Source organism: Pseudomonas sp. ERMR1:02, from assembly GCF_002277815.1.
Taxonomy (GTDB): domain Bacteria; phylum Pseudomonadota; class Gammaproteobacteria; order Pseudomonadales; family Pseudomonadaceae; genus Aquipseudomonas.
Genome location: NZ_NKJI01000004.1, coordinates 243,794 through 260,719, shown reverse-complemented (window position 1 = coordinate 260,719; position 16,926 = coordinate 243,794). Strand labels below are relative to the sequence as shown.

The following is a 16,926-nucleotide window of genomic DNA, read 5'->3' as shown; positions in this document are numbered from 1 at the left end:
GCTCCTACAGGAGATGGGTCGTCAAGGGGTGGCGGGTAGGAGAAACCGCGCAATCACCGGCAAATGATCGGAGATGCGCAACGTATCGTCCTGCCTGACCATTGCCTCGACCCGTTTGATGCGCGGGCTGTAAAACAGGTAATCGACAGTGCGGTCCGGGCCGTTCAGGCCCTGGTCGTTCGGGTAGTGGGTCAGCCAGCGGGCGCGATCGATGCCGCTGGCTTCGTTGTTGGTGGGGATCATCGGGTACTTGTCCCACAGCACATGCAGTGCGCTGTCGGCGGAGTAGGGCGTGCGTTGCTCGCTGGGCAGACGCTGGTATTGCCCCAGCGGCAACAGATTGAAATCGCCGCCGATCAGCCACGGCGTACCGCGGCTTTCGAATTTGTCGAGGACCTTGGCCACGGCCGAGATCTGCATTTGCAGCGACTCGTCGGGTTGCGTCACGCGGTCCAGATGGGTGTTGAGCACCGCAATCTGGCCGCTGTCGCTCAACGGCAGATAGGCGACCAGCAAGGCGTTTTTAGGCTGGAACTGGCGGCTGATCAGGTTGGCCGGCGCGACCGGCAATTGCAGGCGCTGGGCATGTTCGATCTCAAAGCGGCTCAAGATTGCGAGTTGCCGGCCAACGCTGCCGAAGATATGCCGATCAGGGACAAAGTCAGCCTTCCAGTCGAAGGCGAAGACACTGCACGGATACAGATCAGCGACCCGTTCCTGAAGTAGTTTGAGCTGGTTCTGGTAATCGCTGGCCTTGGCGCCGTCATCGAGTTCCTGCAACAGCACGATGTCCGGTTGCTCGTCGCGAATCACCCGCGCCACTTCATCGAGGCTGAAGGCCATGTCTTCGTGGGTCGGGGATTCGTCGGTGCCGGAAGCCAGGTCATTCCAGAACACATAGCGCTTGCCCGCCAGGTACTGGACGTTCCAGGTCATGACTTTCAGCGCTTGGCCGGGAGCCAGGGTCGGCGCTCGGGTACTGCAACTGACTGGCAGCACTTCACGGGCGGCGGGGCGCCAGGTCAGGCTGTAGATCGTCGCGCCGGTCAGACCGATCACGATCAACATTCCCAGCAAGGTGTAGCGCAGCAGTCGGGTCATGGCTCGGCTTATCGCGTTACGGAAGTTGACCCGAGCATACCCGAGTGACGGGCGGTCGCCCAAGGTCAGAGTGGTTTGTCGATTTTTTCCGGTACTTCGCTGATCAGCATGAACAGGCGAAACAGCACCACGCTGGTAAACAGTTGCAGGAAGCTGTGGGCGCTGTCGATCAGCAGCGAGATTACCGGGTTCTGCGGCTCGGGATACGCTGCCAGCGTTACACCCTTGAGCAGCCACAACGGCCCCATCACGCACAGAATGCACACCAGGATGCGCATGAAATGTCCGCGAGTCAGGCGCAGGCTTTCCTTCATCGCCGCCAGCGGCGCCAGGCCACGCAGCACCAGCAGGTACTCACCAAACGCCAGGGTCACCATCAGATAGATACCCGGCAGGAAGTACAGCGACAAGCCGAGCAAGATCAGCAGGGTATTGAGGGCGGTCAGCAGGGCGAAGCGCGGCCACAGGTAAGCGGATCTCGACAGCAGATCACGGTTGCGTGGCGATTCGCCACGGCTGCGGGCATCGAGGAACAGAATCAGCGCGGCGGTGTACAGTGGATAAACCAGCAGACCGACGATCACGCTGACTCCGGGGAAACTGTCCGGCTCGGTTGAGTGGTCGACTACTTGTTGCAACAGGGCTTCGATGATCACCAGCGGCAGGCAAAGCTGCACGATCTGGCCCAGATTGCGCTTGAAGAAATACAGGGAGTCACGCAGTACATCTAACGGATTCATCAGTCGGTATCGCTGGTCATATGCAGTCACACACTGTAACCGATGATGTACCGCCACAAGCAAACGTAAACGTTCGGTAAAGGTCATTGAAACATCTTGTTTCAGCCTCCATTAAGGTCGAGCACCTTATCCTTAGTGGAAAAGGACAACGATTTCCCCGGCAATCTACGAGGTCGCCATGAACAGCGAAGAACAAACCCTGATCGATGGACTGTTTTCCCGGCTGCAACAGGCCGAAACGAACTCAGCCCCGCGCGACGCCCAGGCCGAGGCGCGGATCAAGGAACACCTGACCCGCCAGCCTGCGGCAGGTTATTTCATGACCCAGGCGATTCTGGTGCAAGAGGCGGCGATCAAGAGCCTCGATGAACAGAACAAACAACTGACCCAGCAGATCCAGCAATTGCAGGCTGACCTGCAGCAAGCCAGGGCGCAGACAGCGGCTTCGGCTTCGGCTCCGGCTCCGGCACAGAGCAGCGGTGGTTTCCTGTCGAGCATTTTCGGTGGCGGTTCCCGTGATCAGCAGCCCGCCCGAGCCAGAGCGCACCGGTGTCGAACGGTGGTGGTTGGCGTGAGCCGGGGCGGTCCTCGTTCAATTCGCAACCACCACAGCAGAATTTTGGTGCTGCGCCGCAACAGAACTTTCCTCAGCAGAGCTATGCACCGCAACAAGCGGCACCGATGGCAGGCAGCAGCTTCCTCGGCGGTGCGCTGAAAACCGCGGCAGGCGTGGCGGGTGGCGTGATGCTGGCCCAAGGCATCAGCAGCCTGTTCCATCACAATCAGCAACCGCAAGAAATCGTCGAAGTCATCAAGGAAGAGCCAGCCCAGGTCAACGACCAAGGCAACAATGGCTGGGGTGACGACCAGCGCATGGCCGGTAACGATTCCTATAGCAAGGACCAGGGCGGTTTTACCGACGCCGACTACAGCGATGACAGCTCATCGTTGTTTGGCGGCGACGACGACTCCTACGTCTGATACGCCATTCGTCCGGAGCGCTGCGGCGCTTCCGGCCGATTATTCGCGGAACCCTCCTTCAGGCTGGCATACTGGGCGACTTTTCGGGCCTGGTGCCTGTTTCTGCCTGCGCTCTTGCGCGCCAAAGGCCAGCGCGTCAGCGCTCTAATGAAGGTGTCCGGTGAAAAAAATCGCAGTGTTCGCCGATGTCCAGAACCTCTATTACACCGTGCGTCAGGCTTACGGTTGCCACTTCAACTATGCCGCGCTGTGGGCTGAAATCAGCAAGCAGGGGCAGATCGTCGAGGCCTACGCCTACGCCATCGATCGTGGCGACAGCAAACAACAGCAGTTCCAGCAGATCCTGCGCAACCTCGGTTTCACCGTGAAGCTCAAACCGTATATCCAGCGCAGTGATGGCTCAGCCAAGGGCGACTGGGACGTGGGCATCACCCTCGACATCATGGACGCGGCGGACCATGTCGACGAAGTGGTACTGGCTTCCGGCGACGGTGATTTCGACATGCTGCTGGAACGCATTATCAGCAAGCACGGTGTGCAAGCGGTGGCCTATGGCGTGCCGGGCCTGACCGCCAACTCGCTGATCCGCGCTGCCAGCCGCTATGTGCCGATCGAAGGCGCATTGCTGCTCAAGAATTGATTTTTACGGAGTTGAAACAGGTTTGGAACGCATAGCAGTCATCGACTTTGAAACCACCGGGATCTCCCGAGCAGCAGCTGCCGGGCCACGGAAATTGCCGTGGTGATCCTTGAACAGGGGCGCATCGTCGAGCGTTACCAGAGCCTGATGAATGCGGGCGTACGCGTCCGGCCTTCATCGAACAACTCACCGGCATCAGCAACGCCATGTTGCGCACCGCGCCATCGGCCGAAACGGTGATGAACGAGGTCAACGAATTCGTCGGCTGCACTCCATTGCTCGCGCATAATGCGGCGTTCGACCAGAAGTTCTGGGACTTCGAACTGGGGCGAATCAAGCGCACCCGTCTGCAGAACTTCGCCTGCTCGCTGCTGCTCGCCCGCCGCCTGATGCCTACCGCGCCGAACCACAAACTCGGCACTCTCACCACCTTCGCCAACCTGCCCCACACCGGCAAGGCTCACCGGGCCATGGCCGATGCGGAAATGGCCGCCAACCTGACGGCGCATCTGGCCGAAGAATTACGCCAGAAGCACGGCTTGCGCGAGTTGTCCCATGATTTGCTGTGCAAGTTGCAGAAAGTGCCGGCGGCGAAAGTGGGTGAGCATCTCAAGCGCTATCGCGGATTTTAAGAACACCACCAATCAGGTGTGGGAGCGGGCTTGCTCGCGAATGCGGTTCATCATTCAACATTAGTGTTGACTGACATACCGCATTCGCGAGCAAGCCCGCTCCCACATTTGATCGCATTCGACGTTAAATTATTTCCCTTCCAACTGCCCCAGCGGCACCCGCTTCTCTATCGCGCTCGACAACACAATCGATGTCTTGCTGAACCCGAACTGGGCGACGCGATTGATCAACTCTTCGAGCTCCGGCATCGAGCCCACCGCGCTTGCATGATCACGCACGGGTCGCCGGTCACCCGGTGGCATTCGGTCAGTTGCGGGATCTTGATCAGGTCGTCGTAGGCTTTCTGATTGCCGTGCTGGTTCAGGCGCAGTTCGATGACGCATTGGATCGGCAGCCCGACCTTGGACATGTCGACTTTCGCCTGGTAACCGGTGATCACGCCACTGGCTTCGAGTTTGGCTACGCGCTCGGCCACGGCCGGGGCGGACAAATTCACCTTGCGCGCGAGATCGGCGTAGGACGCGCGACCGTTTTCCAGCAGGGCGCTGAGCAGCATCCGGTCATACTTATCCATCGTGGCAACTCCTGAAAAATGGCTGACTTTCGAAAACACGGTTTATAGCCATGAACTCCGTGTTTTGAAAAGTCTACCGACGCTTTAAACAGGTTTTGTAACTTATTTTCCGGCGTCAGCCTTTCTAGAATAGCCCTTCACTTATCTTGTCTGTGAGCTGCCCCATGTCCGCGATACGTCGCTTCCCCTTACCGTTGATCGCTGCCTTTTTCGCCTTGTATGTGATTTGGGGCTCGACTTACCTGGTGATCCGCATTGGCGTGGAGTACTGGCCGCCATTGCTGCTCGCCGGCATCCGTTTCGTGATCGCCGGGAGCCTGATGTACGCATTCCTGCGCTGGCGCGGGGCGCCAGCGCCGACTTGGGTGCAATGGAAAGCCGCCGGTATCATCGGCGTCTTGTTGTTGGCGTGCGGCAACGGTGCGGTCAGTGTGGCTGAACACACGGGCGTGGCTTCCGGAGTGGCCGCGTTGGCGGTGGCGACGGTGCCGCTGTTTACCTTGCTCTGTGGCTATTTCTGGGGCGCGCGCAATACCCGTCTCGAATGGGCCGGAATCGCGCTCGGAATGATCGGCATCGCCATGCTCAACCTCGGTTCCAACCTGCAATCGAGCCCGTTGGGTGCTGCGTTGCTGATTTTTGCGGCGGCCACCTGGGCCTTCGGTTCGGTGTGGAGCAAACATTTGCCATTGCCTCAGGGAGCAATGGCCAGTGCGGTGGAAATGCTGGTGGGTGGCGTGGTGTTGCTGATTGGCAGCGCGGTCAGCGGTGAGCACCTGGAGCAGGTGCCGCCGATCGAAGGTTGGGCCGCGCTGGCGTACCTGACCGTGTTCGGTTCGATCATCGCTTTCAACGCGTACATGTATCTGTTGAAACACGTCCGTCCAGCGGCGGCCACCAGTTATGCCTACGTCAACCCGGCGGTGGCTGTGTTGCTGGGGATCGTGTTTGTCGGCGAGACCATCGGTATTGAGGAAGCGCTGGCCATGCTGGTGATCATCAGCGCCGTGGTGCTGATCGGCCTTCCGCAGTGGCGGCGGACGCCGCAGCGGCCGGTGGTGAAGGCAGTGCCGACAGAATCCCGTGTGAATTAGGGTAAACTGCGCGCCATTGCACACTTGTTTTGAACAACCCGCGCTGAATTTTCCTACGGTACTTCCATGACTTTCGCCACACTTGGCCTGATCGAACCCTTGCTGCGCTCTCTTGAAACGCTCGGCTACCAGACTCCGACGCCAGTTCAGGCGCAAGCCATTCCGGCGGTGCTGGCCGGTCGCGACCTGATGGCCGCGGCCCAGACGGGCACTGGCAAGACCGCCGGTTTCGCCTTGCCGCTTCTGCAATTGCTGGCCATGGAAGGGCCGAAAGTCACCGCCAATTCGGTGCGCGCACTGATCCTGGTGCCGACCCGTGAACTGGCCGAGCAGGTTCACGAAGCCGTGCGCCAGTACGCCGAGAACCTGCCATTGCGCACCTACGCGGTATACGGCGGCGTCAGCATCAATCCGCAAATGATGAAGCTGCGCAGCGGTGTGGATCTGTTGGTCGCGACCCCGGGCCGTTTGCTCGACCTGTTCCGCCAGAACGCGCTGAAGTTCAATCAGCTGCAAACCCTGGTACTGGACGAAGCCGATCGCATGCTCGACCTGGGTTTTTCCGAAGAACTGGCGAACATCTACAAGGCACTGCCGAAAAAACGTCAGACGCTGCTGTTCTCCGCGACCTTCTCCGACGACATCCGTCTGCTGGCCGGGCAAATGCTCAACGACCCGCTAAGCGTCGAAGTCAGCCCGCGCAACGTGGCGGCCAACACCGTCAAGCAGTGGGTGGTGACGGTGGACAAGAAGCGCAAGCCGGAACTGTTCGTGCACTTGATGCGCAAGGGCAAATGGAAGCAGGTGCTGGTGTTCGCCAAGACCCGCAACGGCGTAGACGCCCTGGTGGAAAAACTCCAGGGCCTGGGCATCAACGCAGACGGCATCCACGGCGACAAACCCCAGGCGACCCGTCAACGCGCACTGGACCGCTTCAAGGCCAGCGAGGTGCAGATCCTGGTCGCCACCGACGTTGCGGCCCGTGGTCTTGATATCGAAGACTTGCCGCTGGTGGTCAATTTTGATTTGCCGATCGTGGCCGAGGACTACATCCACCGGATCGGTCGTACCGGGCGTGCGGGTTCGACCGGCGAGGCAATTTCCCTGGTTTGCGCTGATGAAGTGAATCTTCTGTCGGCCATCGAGACGTTGACCCGTCAGACCTTGAAGCGTCAGAACGAACCGGATTTCGAGCCTGAGCATCGGGTGCCGGATACCGATGCCAGCGGTCAGGTGGTGAAGAAGCCGAAGAAACCGAAGAAGCCAAAGGCTTCGGGTGGTGGCGGCAAACGCAACCTCGGTAAATGGGTTGATAGCGGGGAGGTTTCTGCGCCGGAACCTTCGGTCAAACCTGTGCGAAAAGTGCCGGTGTTCAACACCGGGCCGCGTAAGCGTAAACCTTGATTAGCTGCGGCGTCTGTTAGGCCGCCTTCGCGAGCAAGCCCGCTCCCACATTTGAACAAGTTCGCATGAACGACACCGATCAAATGTGGGAGCGGGCTTGCTCGCGAAGGGCGCGCCGCTGTCTTCAGCCCTTGCGCTGCAACCACTCAACGATGCCAACTCCAGCCGCACGCCCACTGGCGAAACACGCGGTCAGCAAATAGCCGCCCGTCGGCGCTTCCCAGTCGAGCATCTCCCCGGCGCAGAACACGCCCGGCAATGTCTTGAGCATCAATCGCTCATCCATCGCTTCAAATTTCACACCGCCGGCGCTGCTGATCGCTTCGTCCAATGGCCGGGTTTTCACCAGGGTCAAGGGCAGCGCCTTGATCGCTTTGGCCAATAGCGTCGCATCGGCAAAACACTCGACCGGGGTCAGTTCGCGCAACAATGCCGCTTTCACACCGTCAATTCCCAGCTGACTGTGCAGATGCTTGGCCATGGAGCGCGAGCCGCGCGGTTTGCTTAGCGCGGCCTGGACTTTATCCACAGGTCGGCCCGGCAACAGATCAAGATGGATGGTCGCCGAACCGTGCAGGTTGATGGCCTCGCGGATCGGTGCGGACAGGGCGTAGATCAGGCTGCCTTCAATGCCGGTCGCGGTGATCACGCACTCGCCCAACCGTGGAATGTCGTCGTTTAGGCCGATGGCAATGTTTTTCAACGGGGCGCCAGCGAATTTGCTGACCATCAGTTCGCTCCAGGCCTGCACTTCGAAGCCGCAATTGCTCGGTTGCAGTGGCGCCAGTACTACGCCCCTCTGCTCCAGTGGCAACATCCATGCGCCATCCGAACCCAGGCGCGCCCAACTGCCGCCGCCCAAGGCGAGCAAGGTGGCGTCAGGCGTCAAGGCTCTTTCACCCTCAGGGCAGGACACTTTCAGACTGCCATCGGTGTTCCAGCCCAGCCAGCGATGGCGGGTGTGGATAACTACGCCAGCATCTCGCAGGCGTTTGAGCCACGCACGCAGCAATGGCGCGGCTTTCATGTCGGTCGGGAATACCCGGCCGGAGCTGCCGACAAAGGTTTCGATGCCCAGGTCATGAATCCACTGACATAACGCATCGGCACCGAAGCTGCGTAGCAACGGAGCAATCTGCGGTGCCCGTTCAGCGTAGCGCGAGAGGAATGCCGGGTAGGCTTCGGAGTGGGTGATGTTCATGCCGCCGACCCCGGCGAGGAGGAATTTTCGCCCTACAGAAGGCATGCCGTCGTACAGGTCGACCTTGATCCCGGCCTGGCTCAACACTTCAGCCGCCATCAGACCGGCGGGGCCGCCGCCGATGATGGCGACTTGGGAAGGGGAGGAGGTCGAGGATTGGGTCATGGGAAGCGCTGCGGTTTTGGCGAATGAAGCCGGGGATTCTACCGCACAGATCAAATGTGGGAGCGGGCTTGCTCGCGAAAGCGGTGAGTCAGACAACATCTATGTTGAATGTTAAATCGCTTTCGCGAGCAAGCCCGCTCCCACATTAGATCTTCAGTGCTGACCGAAGGGTGGTCAAAAAACAACCACCACTCTGTAGCCCTTACTTCGCATGGCCTGCAGTCCCTTTCGCTCAGGTTATCCACAGGTGGTTCCACAGGCATTGTGGGTAAAGCATCCACAACTCAATGACATCCTGATGACTGCCAGACCCGCTGTGCGCTGTGGTGGAGAATGCCGTGCCGTCGCGCCAGGGCCCTGCGGTCCTTGCTGTAGCCGCCGCCGATCACCCCGACCACCGGAATATCCCGGCCCAGGCAATGGCGCATCACGCTTTCATCGCGGGCGGCAACGCCCTGGTCGGTCAGCTTCAAGTAACCCAGCGCGTCATCTTTATGCACATCAACACCGGCGTCATACAGCACCAAATCCGGCTGATAGAGCGGCAGCAAATAGTTGAGCGCATCGTCCACCACCTTCAGGTAATCGGCATCGCCCATGCCGTTGGGCAGCGGGATGTCCCAGTCACTTTCGGCCTTACGTGCAGGAAAATTCTTCTCGCAATGCAGGGAGACGGTAATGGCCTCCGGGGTGTTGTGCAGGATTCGTGCAGTGCCGTCGCCCTGATGCACGTCGCAATCGAAGATCAGCACCCGGTTCACCCGGCCGCTTTCCAGCAGGAAATGGCTGATCACCGCCAGGTCATTGAAGATGCAGAACCCGGCGGGGTGGTCGTAGTGTGCGTGGTGCGTACCGCCGGCCAAGTGACAGGCCAGGCCATGTTCCAGCGCCTGTTCGGCCGCCAGTAGGGAGCCGCCGACCGCCCGCACCGTGCGCCGGGCCAGGGCTTCGCTCCAGGGCAGGCCAAGGCGGCGTTGATCTTCGCGGGACAATTCGCCACCCATGTAGCGTTCGATATACGAAGGGTCATGGGCGAGGGCCAGAATCTCTGGCGGGCAGAGTTCCGGGCGCAGCAGGTCGGTGTCGCGGGTCAGGCCGCTTTCCACCAGGTGATCACGCAGCAGGCGAAACTTGTCCATGGGGAATCGGTGATCCGCCGGGAACTCGGGACTGTAGTCTTCGTGGTAGATCAGTGGCAGGGGCATGACTGCTTTGTCTATAAAAGGCGAACTGGAATGAGTGAACGATCCTACCAGCGTTGTAGACTTGCGACATCCAAGCGGAGGGGGCGGGGGACGATGGAGCCGATACTGAAACTCGAGAGCGCGCGACTGTTGATGCGCCAGTGGCGCGACGAGGATTTGCCGGATTTCGCGGCGATGTGTGGCGACCCACAGGTCATGCGCTATTTTCCGGCGCCCTTGAGTCGGCTGGAAAGTGCTTCATTGATCGGGCGAATCAGAGGTCATTTTGCCGAGCACGGGTTTGGCCTGTGGGCACTGGAGCGCAAGGACACTGGGCAGTTCATCGGTTTTACCGGTCTGCTTGTGGCCGGGTTCGACGCGCCGTTCACTCCGGCCACTGAAATCGGCTGGCGCCTGGCGCGGGAACACTGGGGCCTGGGCTATGCCAGCGAAGCGGCGTGGACTGCTCTGCGCTGTGGGTTTGACCGTTTACTGCTGAACGAAATCGTCTCGTTCACCGCTGACAGCAACTTGCCGTCGCAGAAAGTCATGCAGGCAATCGGCATGCATCACGACCGCGCCGATGACTTCGAGCATCCGAAGCTTGCCGCTGATCATCCCCTGCGTCACCACGTCCTCTATCGCATCAGCCGTGAACAATGGCTGCAAACCTTGCATGGCTAACCTGACACGGACGTTTACAATGTCCCCATGTTGGCATTGGCCAGAATCTGAATCGACCGACGCAGCCAGGACTGCGCGGCATTGCGTTGTGTGAGGAGAGTCAGAATGAGCCAAGTGTTGGAAGATCTGGTGGACCTGCTGACCCTGGAACCGATCGAAGAAAACCTTTTCCGTGGCCGCAGCCAAGACCTGGGATTTCGTCAGTTGTTTGGCGGCCAGGTGCTCGGCCAGTCGCTGTCGGCGGCCAGTCAGACCGTCGAAGAGACGCGCCACGTGCATTCGATGCATGGCTACTTCCTGCGTCCGGGCGATGCCGGGTTGCCGGTGGTCTATCAGGTTGACCGGGTTCGTGATGGCGGCAGTTTCAGCACGCGTCGGGTGACGGCGATTCAGAAGGGGCACCCGATCTTCACCTGCAGCGCTTCGTTCCAGTACGACGAAGAGGGTTTTCAGCACCAGAGCCAGATGCCGCAAGTGGTCGGCCCGGAAAACCTGCCGTCGGAACTGGAGCTCACCCAGCAACGCGCGCACCTGATCCCGGAAAAAATGCGCGAAAAACTGCTGTGCCCTAAACCGATCGAATTTCGGCCAGTTACCGAGAAAGATCCCTACAACCCGCAACCTTCCGATCCGGTCAAGTACGTCTGGTTTCGCGCCGACGGTGCCTTGGCCGACTCCCCGGCGTTGCACAAATACTTACTGGCCTATGCCTCGGACTTCGGTCTGTTGACCACCTCGATGCAGCCCCATGGCAAATCGGTCTGGCACAAGGACATGCAGGTCGCCAGCCTCGACCACGCGCTGTGGTTCCACGCCAACCTGCGTGCTGATGACTGGTTGCTGTACGCCATGGACAGTCCGTGGGCCGGCAACTCCCGCGGGTTTTGCCGTGGCAGCGTGTTCAACCGCGCCGGGCAACTGGTGGCTTCGGTCACTCAGGAAGGCCTGATTCGCCATCGCAAGGATTGGGCATGAGTCTGGCCGATGTACGTCATTGGGTGTTCGACATGGACGGCACTCTGACGGTGGCCGTGCATGACTTCGCGGCAATTCGCGTGGCATTGGCGATCCCGGCCGAAGAGGACATCCTGACTCACCTCGCTGCACTGCCGGCCGATGAAGCCGCGGCTAAACACGCGTGGCTGCTGGAACACGAGCGGGACCTGGCGCTGGGCTCGAAACCGGCAACGGGGGCCGTGGAACTGGTACGTGAATTGGCCGCACGCGGATATCGGCTGGGCATTCTCACGCGCAATGCCCGTGAGCTGGCGCATGTCACCCTGGAGGCCATCGGCCTGGCCGACTGCTTCGCGGTGGAGGATGTGCTCGGTCGCGATGAAGCGCCGCCAAAACCGCATCCCGGTGGTTTGCTGAAACTGGCCGCGGCCTGGAACGTGCCGACGCGCGAGATGGTGATGGTCGGTGATTACCGCTTCGATCTGGATTGCGGGCGAGCGGCGGGGACGCGGACGGTGTTGGTGAACCTGCCGGATAACCCCTGGCCGGAGTTGGCGGATTGGCATGCGGCGGATTGTGTCGAGTTGCGGCAGATGCTGTCGGCTTGAGGGCCCCATCGCGGGCAAGCCTCGCTCCTACAGGGGAGTGCGATCAACTGTAGGAGCGAGGCTTGCCCGCGAAAGCGTCGGGCGAAGCACTACAACACCTACTGCCCAAACAACGCCTTCTGCCCCTCAGGCGAGGTAAACATCCCATCCCCGTTATGCCCCACCCCGGGCACTTCGATCAGTTGCTGATTCAACCCTTGCGGTTGCAGCCGCTTCAGATAATCGAAGTAAAAACGCCCACGAGCCAATCGGTAAGGGCCTTGGGCCTTGGCCTCGCAGCTTTTATCCAGCGCCGGATGATTCGGGTTCATGTCCTGCTGCCCCACTAGATAAACGATGTCGCGCTTGAGGTATTTTTCCTGCAATTGCGCGACGGTTTGTCCTTCGGCGTAGGCGGGTAAATCTGTCAGTCCATACTTCCATCGATTGAAGTCCGGGCATCCGGCGTGGTTGAAGGCCACCGGTCGGCGCTCATCGAAATACGCATAGGATGACGGGTTGGCGATCACGTAGCGCACCTGTACGCCGGCGGCTTCCAGCGCTGGTTGATCGTGGCCCAGCAGAGCGTAGCGCTGAACCACTTGAGCACCGCCGGAGTGTCCGGCGATGACGATTTGCTTCACGTCCGGAAACTGCTGGCGATCACCCAGTCGGGCGACGATTTCATCCAGTGCATCAAAGGAACTCAGACGAAACGGTGCGGTGGATTCGCCACCCGCCATCCACTCATCGCCCTGCCAGCGCAAAACCGTGTCGGCCACGGGATGTAGCGCGACGTCGGTTTCATTGAGAAATTGCGGGGCGATCACCAGGGTCGTTGCGCTTTGCCCGGCCAGTTGCGCCGCATGTTCGCCGCTTTGCAGGTAGGTTTGCGCATTGCGCAAGCGGCCGTGAACGATGATCAACACGCGTTCGATTTTTGCCGGGGCGGGGCTGATGCCTACCGCCATTTCACCTGATTTCAACAACAGGCGTCCGGGACTGATCTCCTTGACACCCTGCTCGGCAGCCCAAGTATTTGTGAAAGGACTTGCGCAAGTGAACAGCAACGCCAACAACCATTTTTTCATTTACAGATTTTTCGCCGCGAAGGTATCGCACTGGCCGACCTGGCCTTGTGCGAATCCGGTTTTGAACCAGCGCACCCGTTGCGCCGACGTACCATGGGTAAACGAGTCCGGCACCACACGGCCCTGACCCTGTTGCTGCAATCGATCGTCGCCGATGGCGTTGGCTGCGTTCAGAGCTTCTTCGATGTCACCCGGTTCCAGCCAATTCAGACGTTTTTGTGCATTGTTGGCCCAGACCCCAGCCAGGCAATCGGCTTGCAGTTCCTGGCGTACCAGCAAGCCGCCGTCGCCTTCCATCTGCCGGCCCTGTTGCCGAGCGGCCTGAATCTTCGCGGAAACGCCGAGCAAGGTCTGCACATGGTGTCCGACTTCGTGAGCGATCACGTAGGCCTGGGCGAAATCGCCGGCGGCTGCAAAGCGTTGGGACATCTCCTGGAAGAAACTCGTATCCAGATAGACTTTCTGGTCTGCCGGACAATAGAACGGGCCGGTCGCCGACGTCGCCAAGCCGCAAGCCGAGTTGACGCGACTGCTGAACAGCACCAGGGTCGGGTCCTTATATTGACGGCCAGCCTGCTGGAAAATCTGCCGCCAGGTGTCTTCTGTATCGCCGAGGATCGAGCGGACAAATTCGGCCCCTTCATCATTGGCCGGTGGCGCCTTGCGGGTCTGGTTGGTGGCCGGTGCCGATTGCTCGCCCATCTGGCCTGTGAGTTGGCCGAGGATCTGCATCGGGTCCTGGCCGGTGATCCAGCCGATCCCGACAATCAGGAGGATCGCCGTCAGGCTCAGGCCCTTGCCGCCGAAGCGCATCCCGCCGCCACCACCACCGCCGCTATCATCGCCACGGGCATCGACCACGTTGTCGCTGCGTCGGCCTTTTTTCCATAGCATGTGGGAATCCTCTTCTGTTCTGGGTAAAGCTCCGTGCGATGAGTGTTGCTGCCAAGTGGGACCGGCGCCAGTCCGGTCGTCAGACAGCCTTGTGCAGCGCCGGTTCTGTGCATGGGGTGACATTAGTGGTTTCGTTGACCGACGGGTCTTATAAGTCGATGGCGGCGAAGGTGTCACACGCCTGCGTGCGGCCAGTGTCAAAACCGGTTTTGAACCAGTTCACGCGCTGCTCTGAGGTGCCATGGCTGAACGTCTCTGGCCGAACCGCGGAGTTTCGGGAGCGTTGCAGGTTGTCGTCACCGAACACTGCTGCGGCATGTAATGCGGCTTCGATATCGCCAGGTTCAAGCCAGTCCAGGCGCTGTTGCGCATGGTGTGCCCAGACGCCGGCCAGGCAATCGGCCTGCAATTCCGCACGGACCTCCAGACCCCCATCGCCCATGACGGGTTGCTGGTCGAGCAGAGCCTTTTCGAATGGATCGGAAAGGTCCAGTTCAAGCTGCACGTGATGGCCGATCTCGTGGGCGATGATGTAGGCCCGTGCGAAGTCTGCGACCACTGAAAAGTGCTGTTCCAGCTTCTCGAAGACTGCCAGGTCGAGATACACCTGTTGGTTGCTCGGGCAATAGAACGGAGCATTGGCCGGGTTGGCGAACCCACATTCCGAAACAATGCCTTTGTCGAACAGCGTCAGTGTCGGGGGCGCGTATTCCCGTCCCGATTGTGCAAAAAGTTGTTTCCAGGTGTCTTCGGTCTCGCCCAGCACTGACTGGACAAACTTCAGTTGCAGATCTTCGGTGGGCTCGATCGTGAGGGGGGAGGCGGGTGGTTCATGAATGTCCGAAGGGGCAACGGGGCTGTCACTCAGCAACGAGTAAAATCCTGCACTTGCCAGTGCGATAGCGGCCAGTCCGGCGCCCAGGGTTTTCCCTGTGAGTGTGCGGGCATCCTTGCCCTCCCGAGTGTCGTTTACGTTGTCGCTGCGTCTTGCCTTGTTCCATAACATGGTTGCGGTCTCTCATGGATTGATGGGCGGATATCGCCGATTCCATGAATAACCGCACAGGCAAGATGGTGTGGGAGAAATGTGTAAGGGTTGGTAAGGCCATGACCATTTCCCGGTTACTGGTCGAACGCATCCCACACTGGCGCAAAGTCCGGGCTGACCTAGTCGACCTCCTGTTCATAAGCAGTGATTCCTGCAATGTGGCGTGCGGCGATGTAGCCGAACGTCAGCGCCGGGCCGATATTGATGCCGCCGGCGGGGTAATGCCCACCCATGATGCTGGCCATATCGCCGCCTGCTGCGTAAAGCCCGGCGATGGCCTGGCCCGAGTCGTCGAGGACCTGGGCGTGTTGATTGACCTTGAGCCCGGCGAAGGTGCCGAAGCAGCCGGGCTGGACCTTCACCGCATAGAACGGGCCGTGTTCGATGGTGGCGATACACGGGTTGGGCCGTTGCGACGCATCACCCTGTTTGCGGTTGTAGGGCGTCGAACCCCGGCCGAATTGCGGGTCTTCACCATTGCGAGCGTGACGGTTGTAGTCCGTGACGGTGTTGCGCAAGCCGACCGGATTGATGCCGCAGGCCGACGCCAATTCCTCAAGGGTGCTGCCAGTTTTCAGATAGCCGCTGCGGATAAAGGATGACAGTGGCACCGGAAACGGCCGAGAGATGCCCAAGCCATAGCGCCGCTGAAAAGCATGGCTGCAAAGCAGCCAGGAGGCGACTTCTTCACCCTCCGGTGCGGCAGCGACCATGGCCGTCACATAATCGTAATAGCCGTTGGCTTCGTTGACGAAGCGCTGGCCGTTGCTCAGCACGCCGATGATCCCTGGCTTGCCGCGCTCGATGATGTGCGGGAAGTGGCCAGTGTTGCTGTCGCTGTGTGGCACTTGGGAAACCGGTGCCCAAGCAACAGGGGATTGCATGTCGGTATCCACGCAGGCGCCGACGCTTTCACCCAGTCGCAGGCCATCGCCGGACACGCCGACTGGCGGCAAGGCCAGGTGTTCATGTCCGGTGGGTGTGCGCGGGAACAGCGCCTTGCGACGTTCGATGTCATTGGCGAATCCGCCGGCCGCAAGCACCACAGCCTTACGCGCCTTGATGCGTACCGAACCGTTGGCGGTACTGACCACGGCGCCGTGCACTTTGTTGTTTTCGCGCAGCAATTGGGTGACCGGCGCCGACTCCCGGAGCAGCACACCAAGGTCTTCGGCGGACTTTGCCAGGCGCGCCACCAGCGCCACGCCATTGACCAGTTGCATCGCCCGTCCATACACGGCGAGGTCGATCAGGTGGCGAGTAAAACGTCGGGTTACATGCCAGGCCGCCGACAGCGAGCGGGTCAGGTTCAGGAACGCCGTAAGGTCCGCACCCGCCATGATCGGCATGCCCATGAAGGACGTTTCCCGCATGGTTTTGCGCAGACGTTTGAGCAGCTTGCCGACTTTTCGTGCGTCATACGGCGCGGCGATTACCGAGCGTCCACCGGTGCCGGCGCCCGGCGTATCGCCATGAATGTCGGCAATCGCATTACCGTCAGCGAATTGCAGCGAGGTGTGCTTTTCGAAGAATGCGACCATTCGCGGGCCAGCCTCCAGAAACGCATCGATCATCGCCGGCTGGTAACGCTCGCCCAACTCGTGTTTCAGGTATGTGCGGGGCAACTCCGCGTCCTCGACGATGCCGGCGCGCCGGGCCAATGGATTGCATGGCACCCACGCCCAGCCGCCGGACCAGGCCGTGGCGCCGCCAAACACCGGGTCTTTTTCGACCACGATGACTTTCAGGCCATGGAACGCTGCAGTCACTGCCGCCGACAACCCGGCCGCACCGGAACCGACGACCAGCACATCGCAGTCAATGTCGGGGAGAAAATTCTCTTCGGCAGACATTATTGGAGCTCCAACGTTATATTTTTGGAATTGATTCCGAAAAATATAAGGAGCGGGTTGGAGTAGGCAAGAATCTTGTGCCAAAAACGGGCGGT

At 60.2% G+C, this 16,926-nt stretch carries 14 protein-coding genes and 3 pseudogenes; 8 read left to right on the top strand and 9 right to left on the bottom strand.

Annotated elements, in window-relative coordinates; genetic code table 11:
- Positions 1-21: 21 nt before the first annotated feature.
- Entirely contained in the window at positions 22-1,101 is a 1,080-nt protein-coding gene (locus CES87_RS09855) for an endonuclease/exonuclease/phosphatase family protein (protein ID WP_128605989.1), read from the bottom strand.
- 65 nt (positions 1,102-1,166) lie between these two features.
- Entirely contained in the window at positions 1,167-1,841 is a 675-nt protein-coding gene (locus CES87_RS09850) for a YciC family protein (protein WP_128605988.1), read from the bottom strand.
- A gap of 178 nt (positions 1,842-2,019) precedes the next feature.
- On the opposite strand from CES87_RS09850, the pseudogene CES87_RS09845 reads away from it, so the two are divergent.
- The 3 genes and pseudogenes from CES87_RS09845 (at position 2,020) to CES87_RS09835 (ending at position 4,094) form a co-directional block, all read left to right on the top strand.
- A pseudogene (locus CES87_RS09845) lies at positions 2,020-2,822 on the top strand (DUF2076 domain-containing protein).
- A 160-nt stretch (positions 2,823-2,982) separates the two neighbouring features.
- A complete protein-coding gene (locus tag CES87_RS09840) occupies positions 2,983-3,462 on the top strand; it encodes an NYN domain-containing protein (protein ID WP_096514962.1) in 480 nt (159 codons plus the stop codon).
- A 22-nt stretch (positions 3,463-3,484) separates the two neighbouring features.
- Positions 3,485-4,094: pseudogene (locus tag CES87_RS09835) on the top strand (PolC-type DNA polymerase III).
- Positions 4,095-4,223: 129 nt separating this feature from the next.
- On the opposite strand, the pseudogene CES87_RS09825 reads toward CES87_RS09835, so the two are convergent.
- Positions 4,224-4,669: pseudogene (locus tag CES87_RS09825) on the bottom strand (Lrp/AsnC family transcriptional regulator).
- Between the two features lie 164 nt (positions 4,670-4,833).
- On the opposite strand from CES87_RS09825, the gene yedA reads away from it, so the two are divergent.
- Together yedA and CES87_RS09815 are read left to right on the top strand one after the other, a co-directional pair.
- Positions 4,834-5,763 (top strand): drug/metabolite exporter YedA, encoded by a 930-nt coding sequence (gene yedA, locus CES87_RS09820; RefSeq protein ID WP_128605987.1) that lies wholly within the window; start codon positions 4,834-4,836, stop codon positions 5,761-5,763.
- Positions 5,764-5,829: 66 nt separating this feature from the next.
- Positions 5,830-7,167: a DEAD/DEAH box helicase gene (locus CES87_RS09815; protein ID WP_128605986.1), complete on the top strand. Its 1,338-nt coding sequence runs from the start codon at positions 5,830-5,832 to the stop codon at positions 7,165-7,167.
- Positions 7,168-7,291: 124 nt separating this feature from the next.
- On the opposite strand, the gene CES87_RS09810 is transcribed toward CES87_RS09815, so the two are convergent.
- Both CES87_RS09810 and CES87_RS09800 read right to left on the bottom strand, forming a co-directional pair.
- Positions 7,292-8,533, bottom strand: a complete 1,242-nt coding sequence (locus CES87_RS09810) for a TIGR03862 family flavoprotein (protein ID WP_128605985.1) — start codon at positions 8,531-8,533, stop codon at positions 7,292-7,294.
- Between the two features lie 284 nt (positions 8,534-8,817).
- Positions 8,818-9,738, bottom strand: a complete 921-nt coding sequence (locus CES87_RS09800) for a histone deacetylase (protein WP_128605983.1) — start codon at positions 9,736-9,738, stop codon at positions 8,818-8,820.
- 93 nt (positions 9,739-9,831) lie between these two features.
- On the opposite strand from CES87_RS09800, the gene CES87_RS09795 reads away from it, so the two are divergent.
- The 3 genes from CES87_RS09795 to CES87_RS09785 all read left to right on the top strand — a co-directional run bounded on the left by CES87_RS09795 (position 9,832) and on the right by CES87_RS09785 (position 11,966).
- Positions 9,832-10,401: a GNAT family N-acetyltransferase gene (locus tag CES87_RS09795; RefSeq protein ID WP_128605982.1), complete on the top strand. Its 570-nt coding sequence runs from the start codon at positions 9,832-9,834 to the stop codon at positions 10,399-10,401.
- A 105-nt stretch (positions 10,402-10,506) separates the two neighbouring features.
- Complete coding sequence (gene tesB / locus CES87_RS09790) at positions 10,507-11,376, top strand: acyl-CoA thioesterase II (protein ID WP_128605981.1); 870 nt, start codon at positions 10,507-10,509, stop codon at positions 11,374-11,376.
- Positions 11,373-11,966, top strand: a complete 594-nt coding sequence (locus CES87_RS09785; protein WP_128605980.1) for an HAD family hydrolase — start codon at positions 11,373-11,375, stop codon at positions 11,964-11,966. Before tesB ends, CES87_RS09785 begins: the two co-directional genes overlap by 4 nt.
- 98 nt (positions 11,967-12,064) lie before the next feature.
- Here CES87_RS09785 and CES87_RS09780 read toward each other — a convergent pair whose 3' ends face one another.
- The 4 genes from CES87_RS09780 to CES87_RS09765 form a co-directional block, all read right to left on the bottom strand.
- On the bottom strand, positions 12,065-13,036 hold the full coding sequence (locus CES87_RS09780; protein WP_128605979.1) for an alpha/beta fold hydrolase: 972 nt from the start codon (positions 13,034-13,036) through the stop codon (positions 12,065-12,067).
- Positions 13,037-13,930: a neutral zinc metallopeptidase gene (locus CES87_RS09775; RefSeq protein WP_128605978.1), complete on the bottom strand. Its 894-nt coding sequence runs from the start codon at positions 13,928-13,930 to the stop codon at positions 13,037-13,039.
- A 148-nt stretch (positions 13,931-14,078) separates the two neighbouring features.
- Entirely contained in the window at positions 14,079-14,936 is an 858-nt protein-coding gene (locus CES87_RS09770; protein WP_128605977.1) for a neutral zinc metallopeptidase, read from the bottom strand.
- A gap of 161 nt (positions 14,937-15,097) precedes the next feature.
- Complete coding sequence (locus CES87_RS09765) at positions 15,098-16,831, bottom strand: FAD-dependent oxidoreductase (protein WP_128605976.1); 1,734 nt, start codon at positions 16,829-16,831, stop codon at positions 15,098-15,100.
- Positions 16,832-16,926 lie beyond the last annotated feature (95 nt).

Coding starts and splice junctions, on each gene's coding strand:
- CES87_RS09855 (WP_128605989.1), bottom strand. CDS start 1,101: ATGACCCGACTGCTGCGCTACACCTTGCTGGGAATGTTGATCGTGATC.
- CES87_RS09850 (WP_128605988.1), bottom strand. CDS start 1,841: ATGAATCCGTTAGATGTACTGCGTGACTCCCTGTATTTCTTCAAGCGC.
- yedA (WP_128605987.1), top strand. CDS start 4,834: ATGTCCGCGATACGTCGCTTCCCCTTACCGTTGATCGCTGCCTTTTTC.
- CES87_RS09815 (WP_128605986.1), top strand. CDS start 5,830: ATGACTTTCGCCACACTTGGCCTGATCGAACCCTTGCTGCGCTCTCTT.
- CES87_RS09810 (WP_128605985.1), bottom strand. CDS start 8,533: ATGACCCAATCCTCGACCTCCTCCCCTTCCCAAGTCGCCATCATCGGC.
- CES87_RS09800 (WP_128605983.1), bottom strand. CDS start 9,738: ATGCCCCTGCCACTGATCTACCACGAAGACTACAGTCCCGAGTTCCCG.
- CES87_RS09795 (WP_128605982.1), top strand. CDS start 9,832: ATGGAGCCGATACTGAAACTCGAGAGCGCGCGACTGTTGATGCGCCAG.
- tesB (WP_128605981.1), top strand. CDS start 10,507: ATGAGCCAAGTGTTGGAAGATCTGGTGGACCTGCTGACCCTGGAACCG.
- CES87_RS09785 (WP_128605980.1), top strand. CDS start 11,373: ATGAGTCTGGCCGATGTACGTCATTGGGTGTTCGACATGGACGGCACT.
- CES87_RS09780 (WP_128605979.1), bottom strand. CDS start 13,036: ATGAAAAAATGGTTGTTGGCGTTGCTGTTCACTTGCGCAAGTCCTTTC.
- CES87_RS09775 (WP_128605978.1), bottom strand. CDS start 13,930: ATGCTATGGAAAAAAGGCCGACGCAGCGACAACGTGGTCGATGCCCGT.
- CES87_RS09770 (WP_128605977.1), bottom strand. CDS start 14,936: ATGTTATGGAACAAGGCAAGACGCAGCGACAACGTAAACGACACTCGG.
- CES87_RS09765 (WP_128605976.1), bottom strand. CDS start 16,831: ATGTCTGCCGAAGAGAATTTTCTCCCCGACATTGACTGCGATGTGCTG.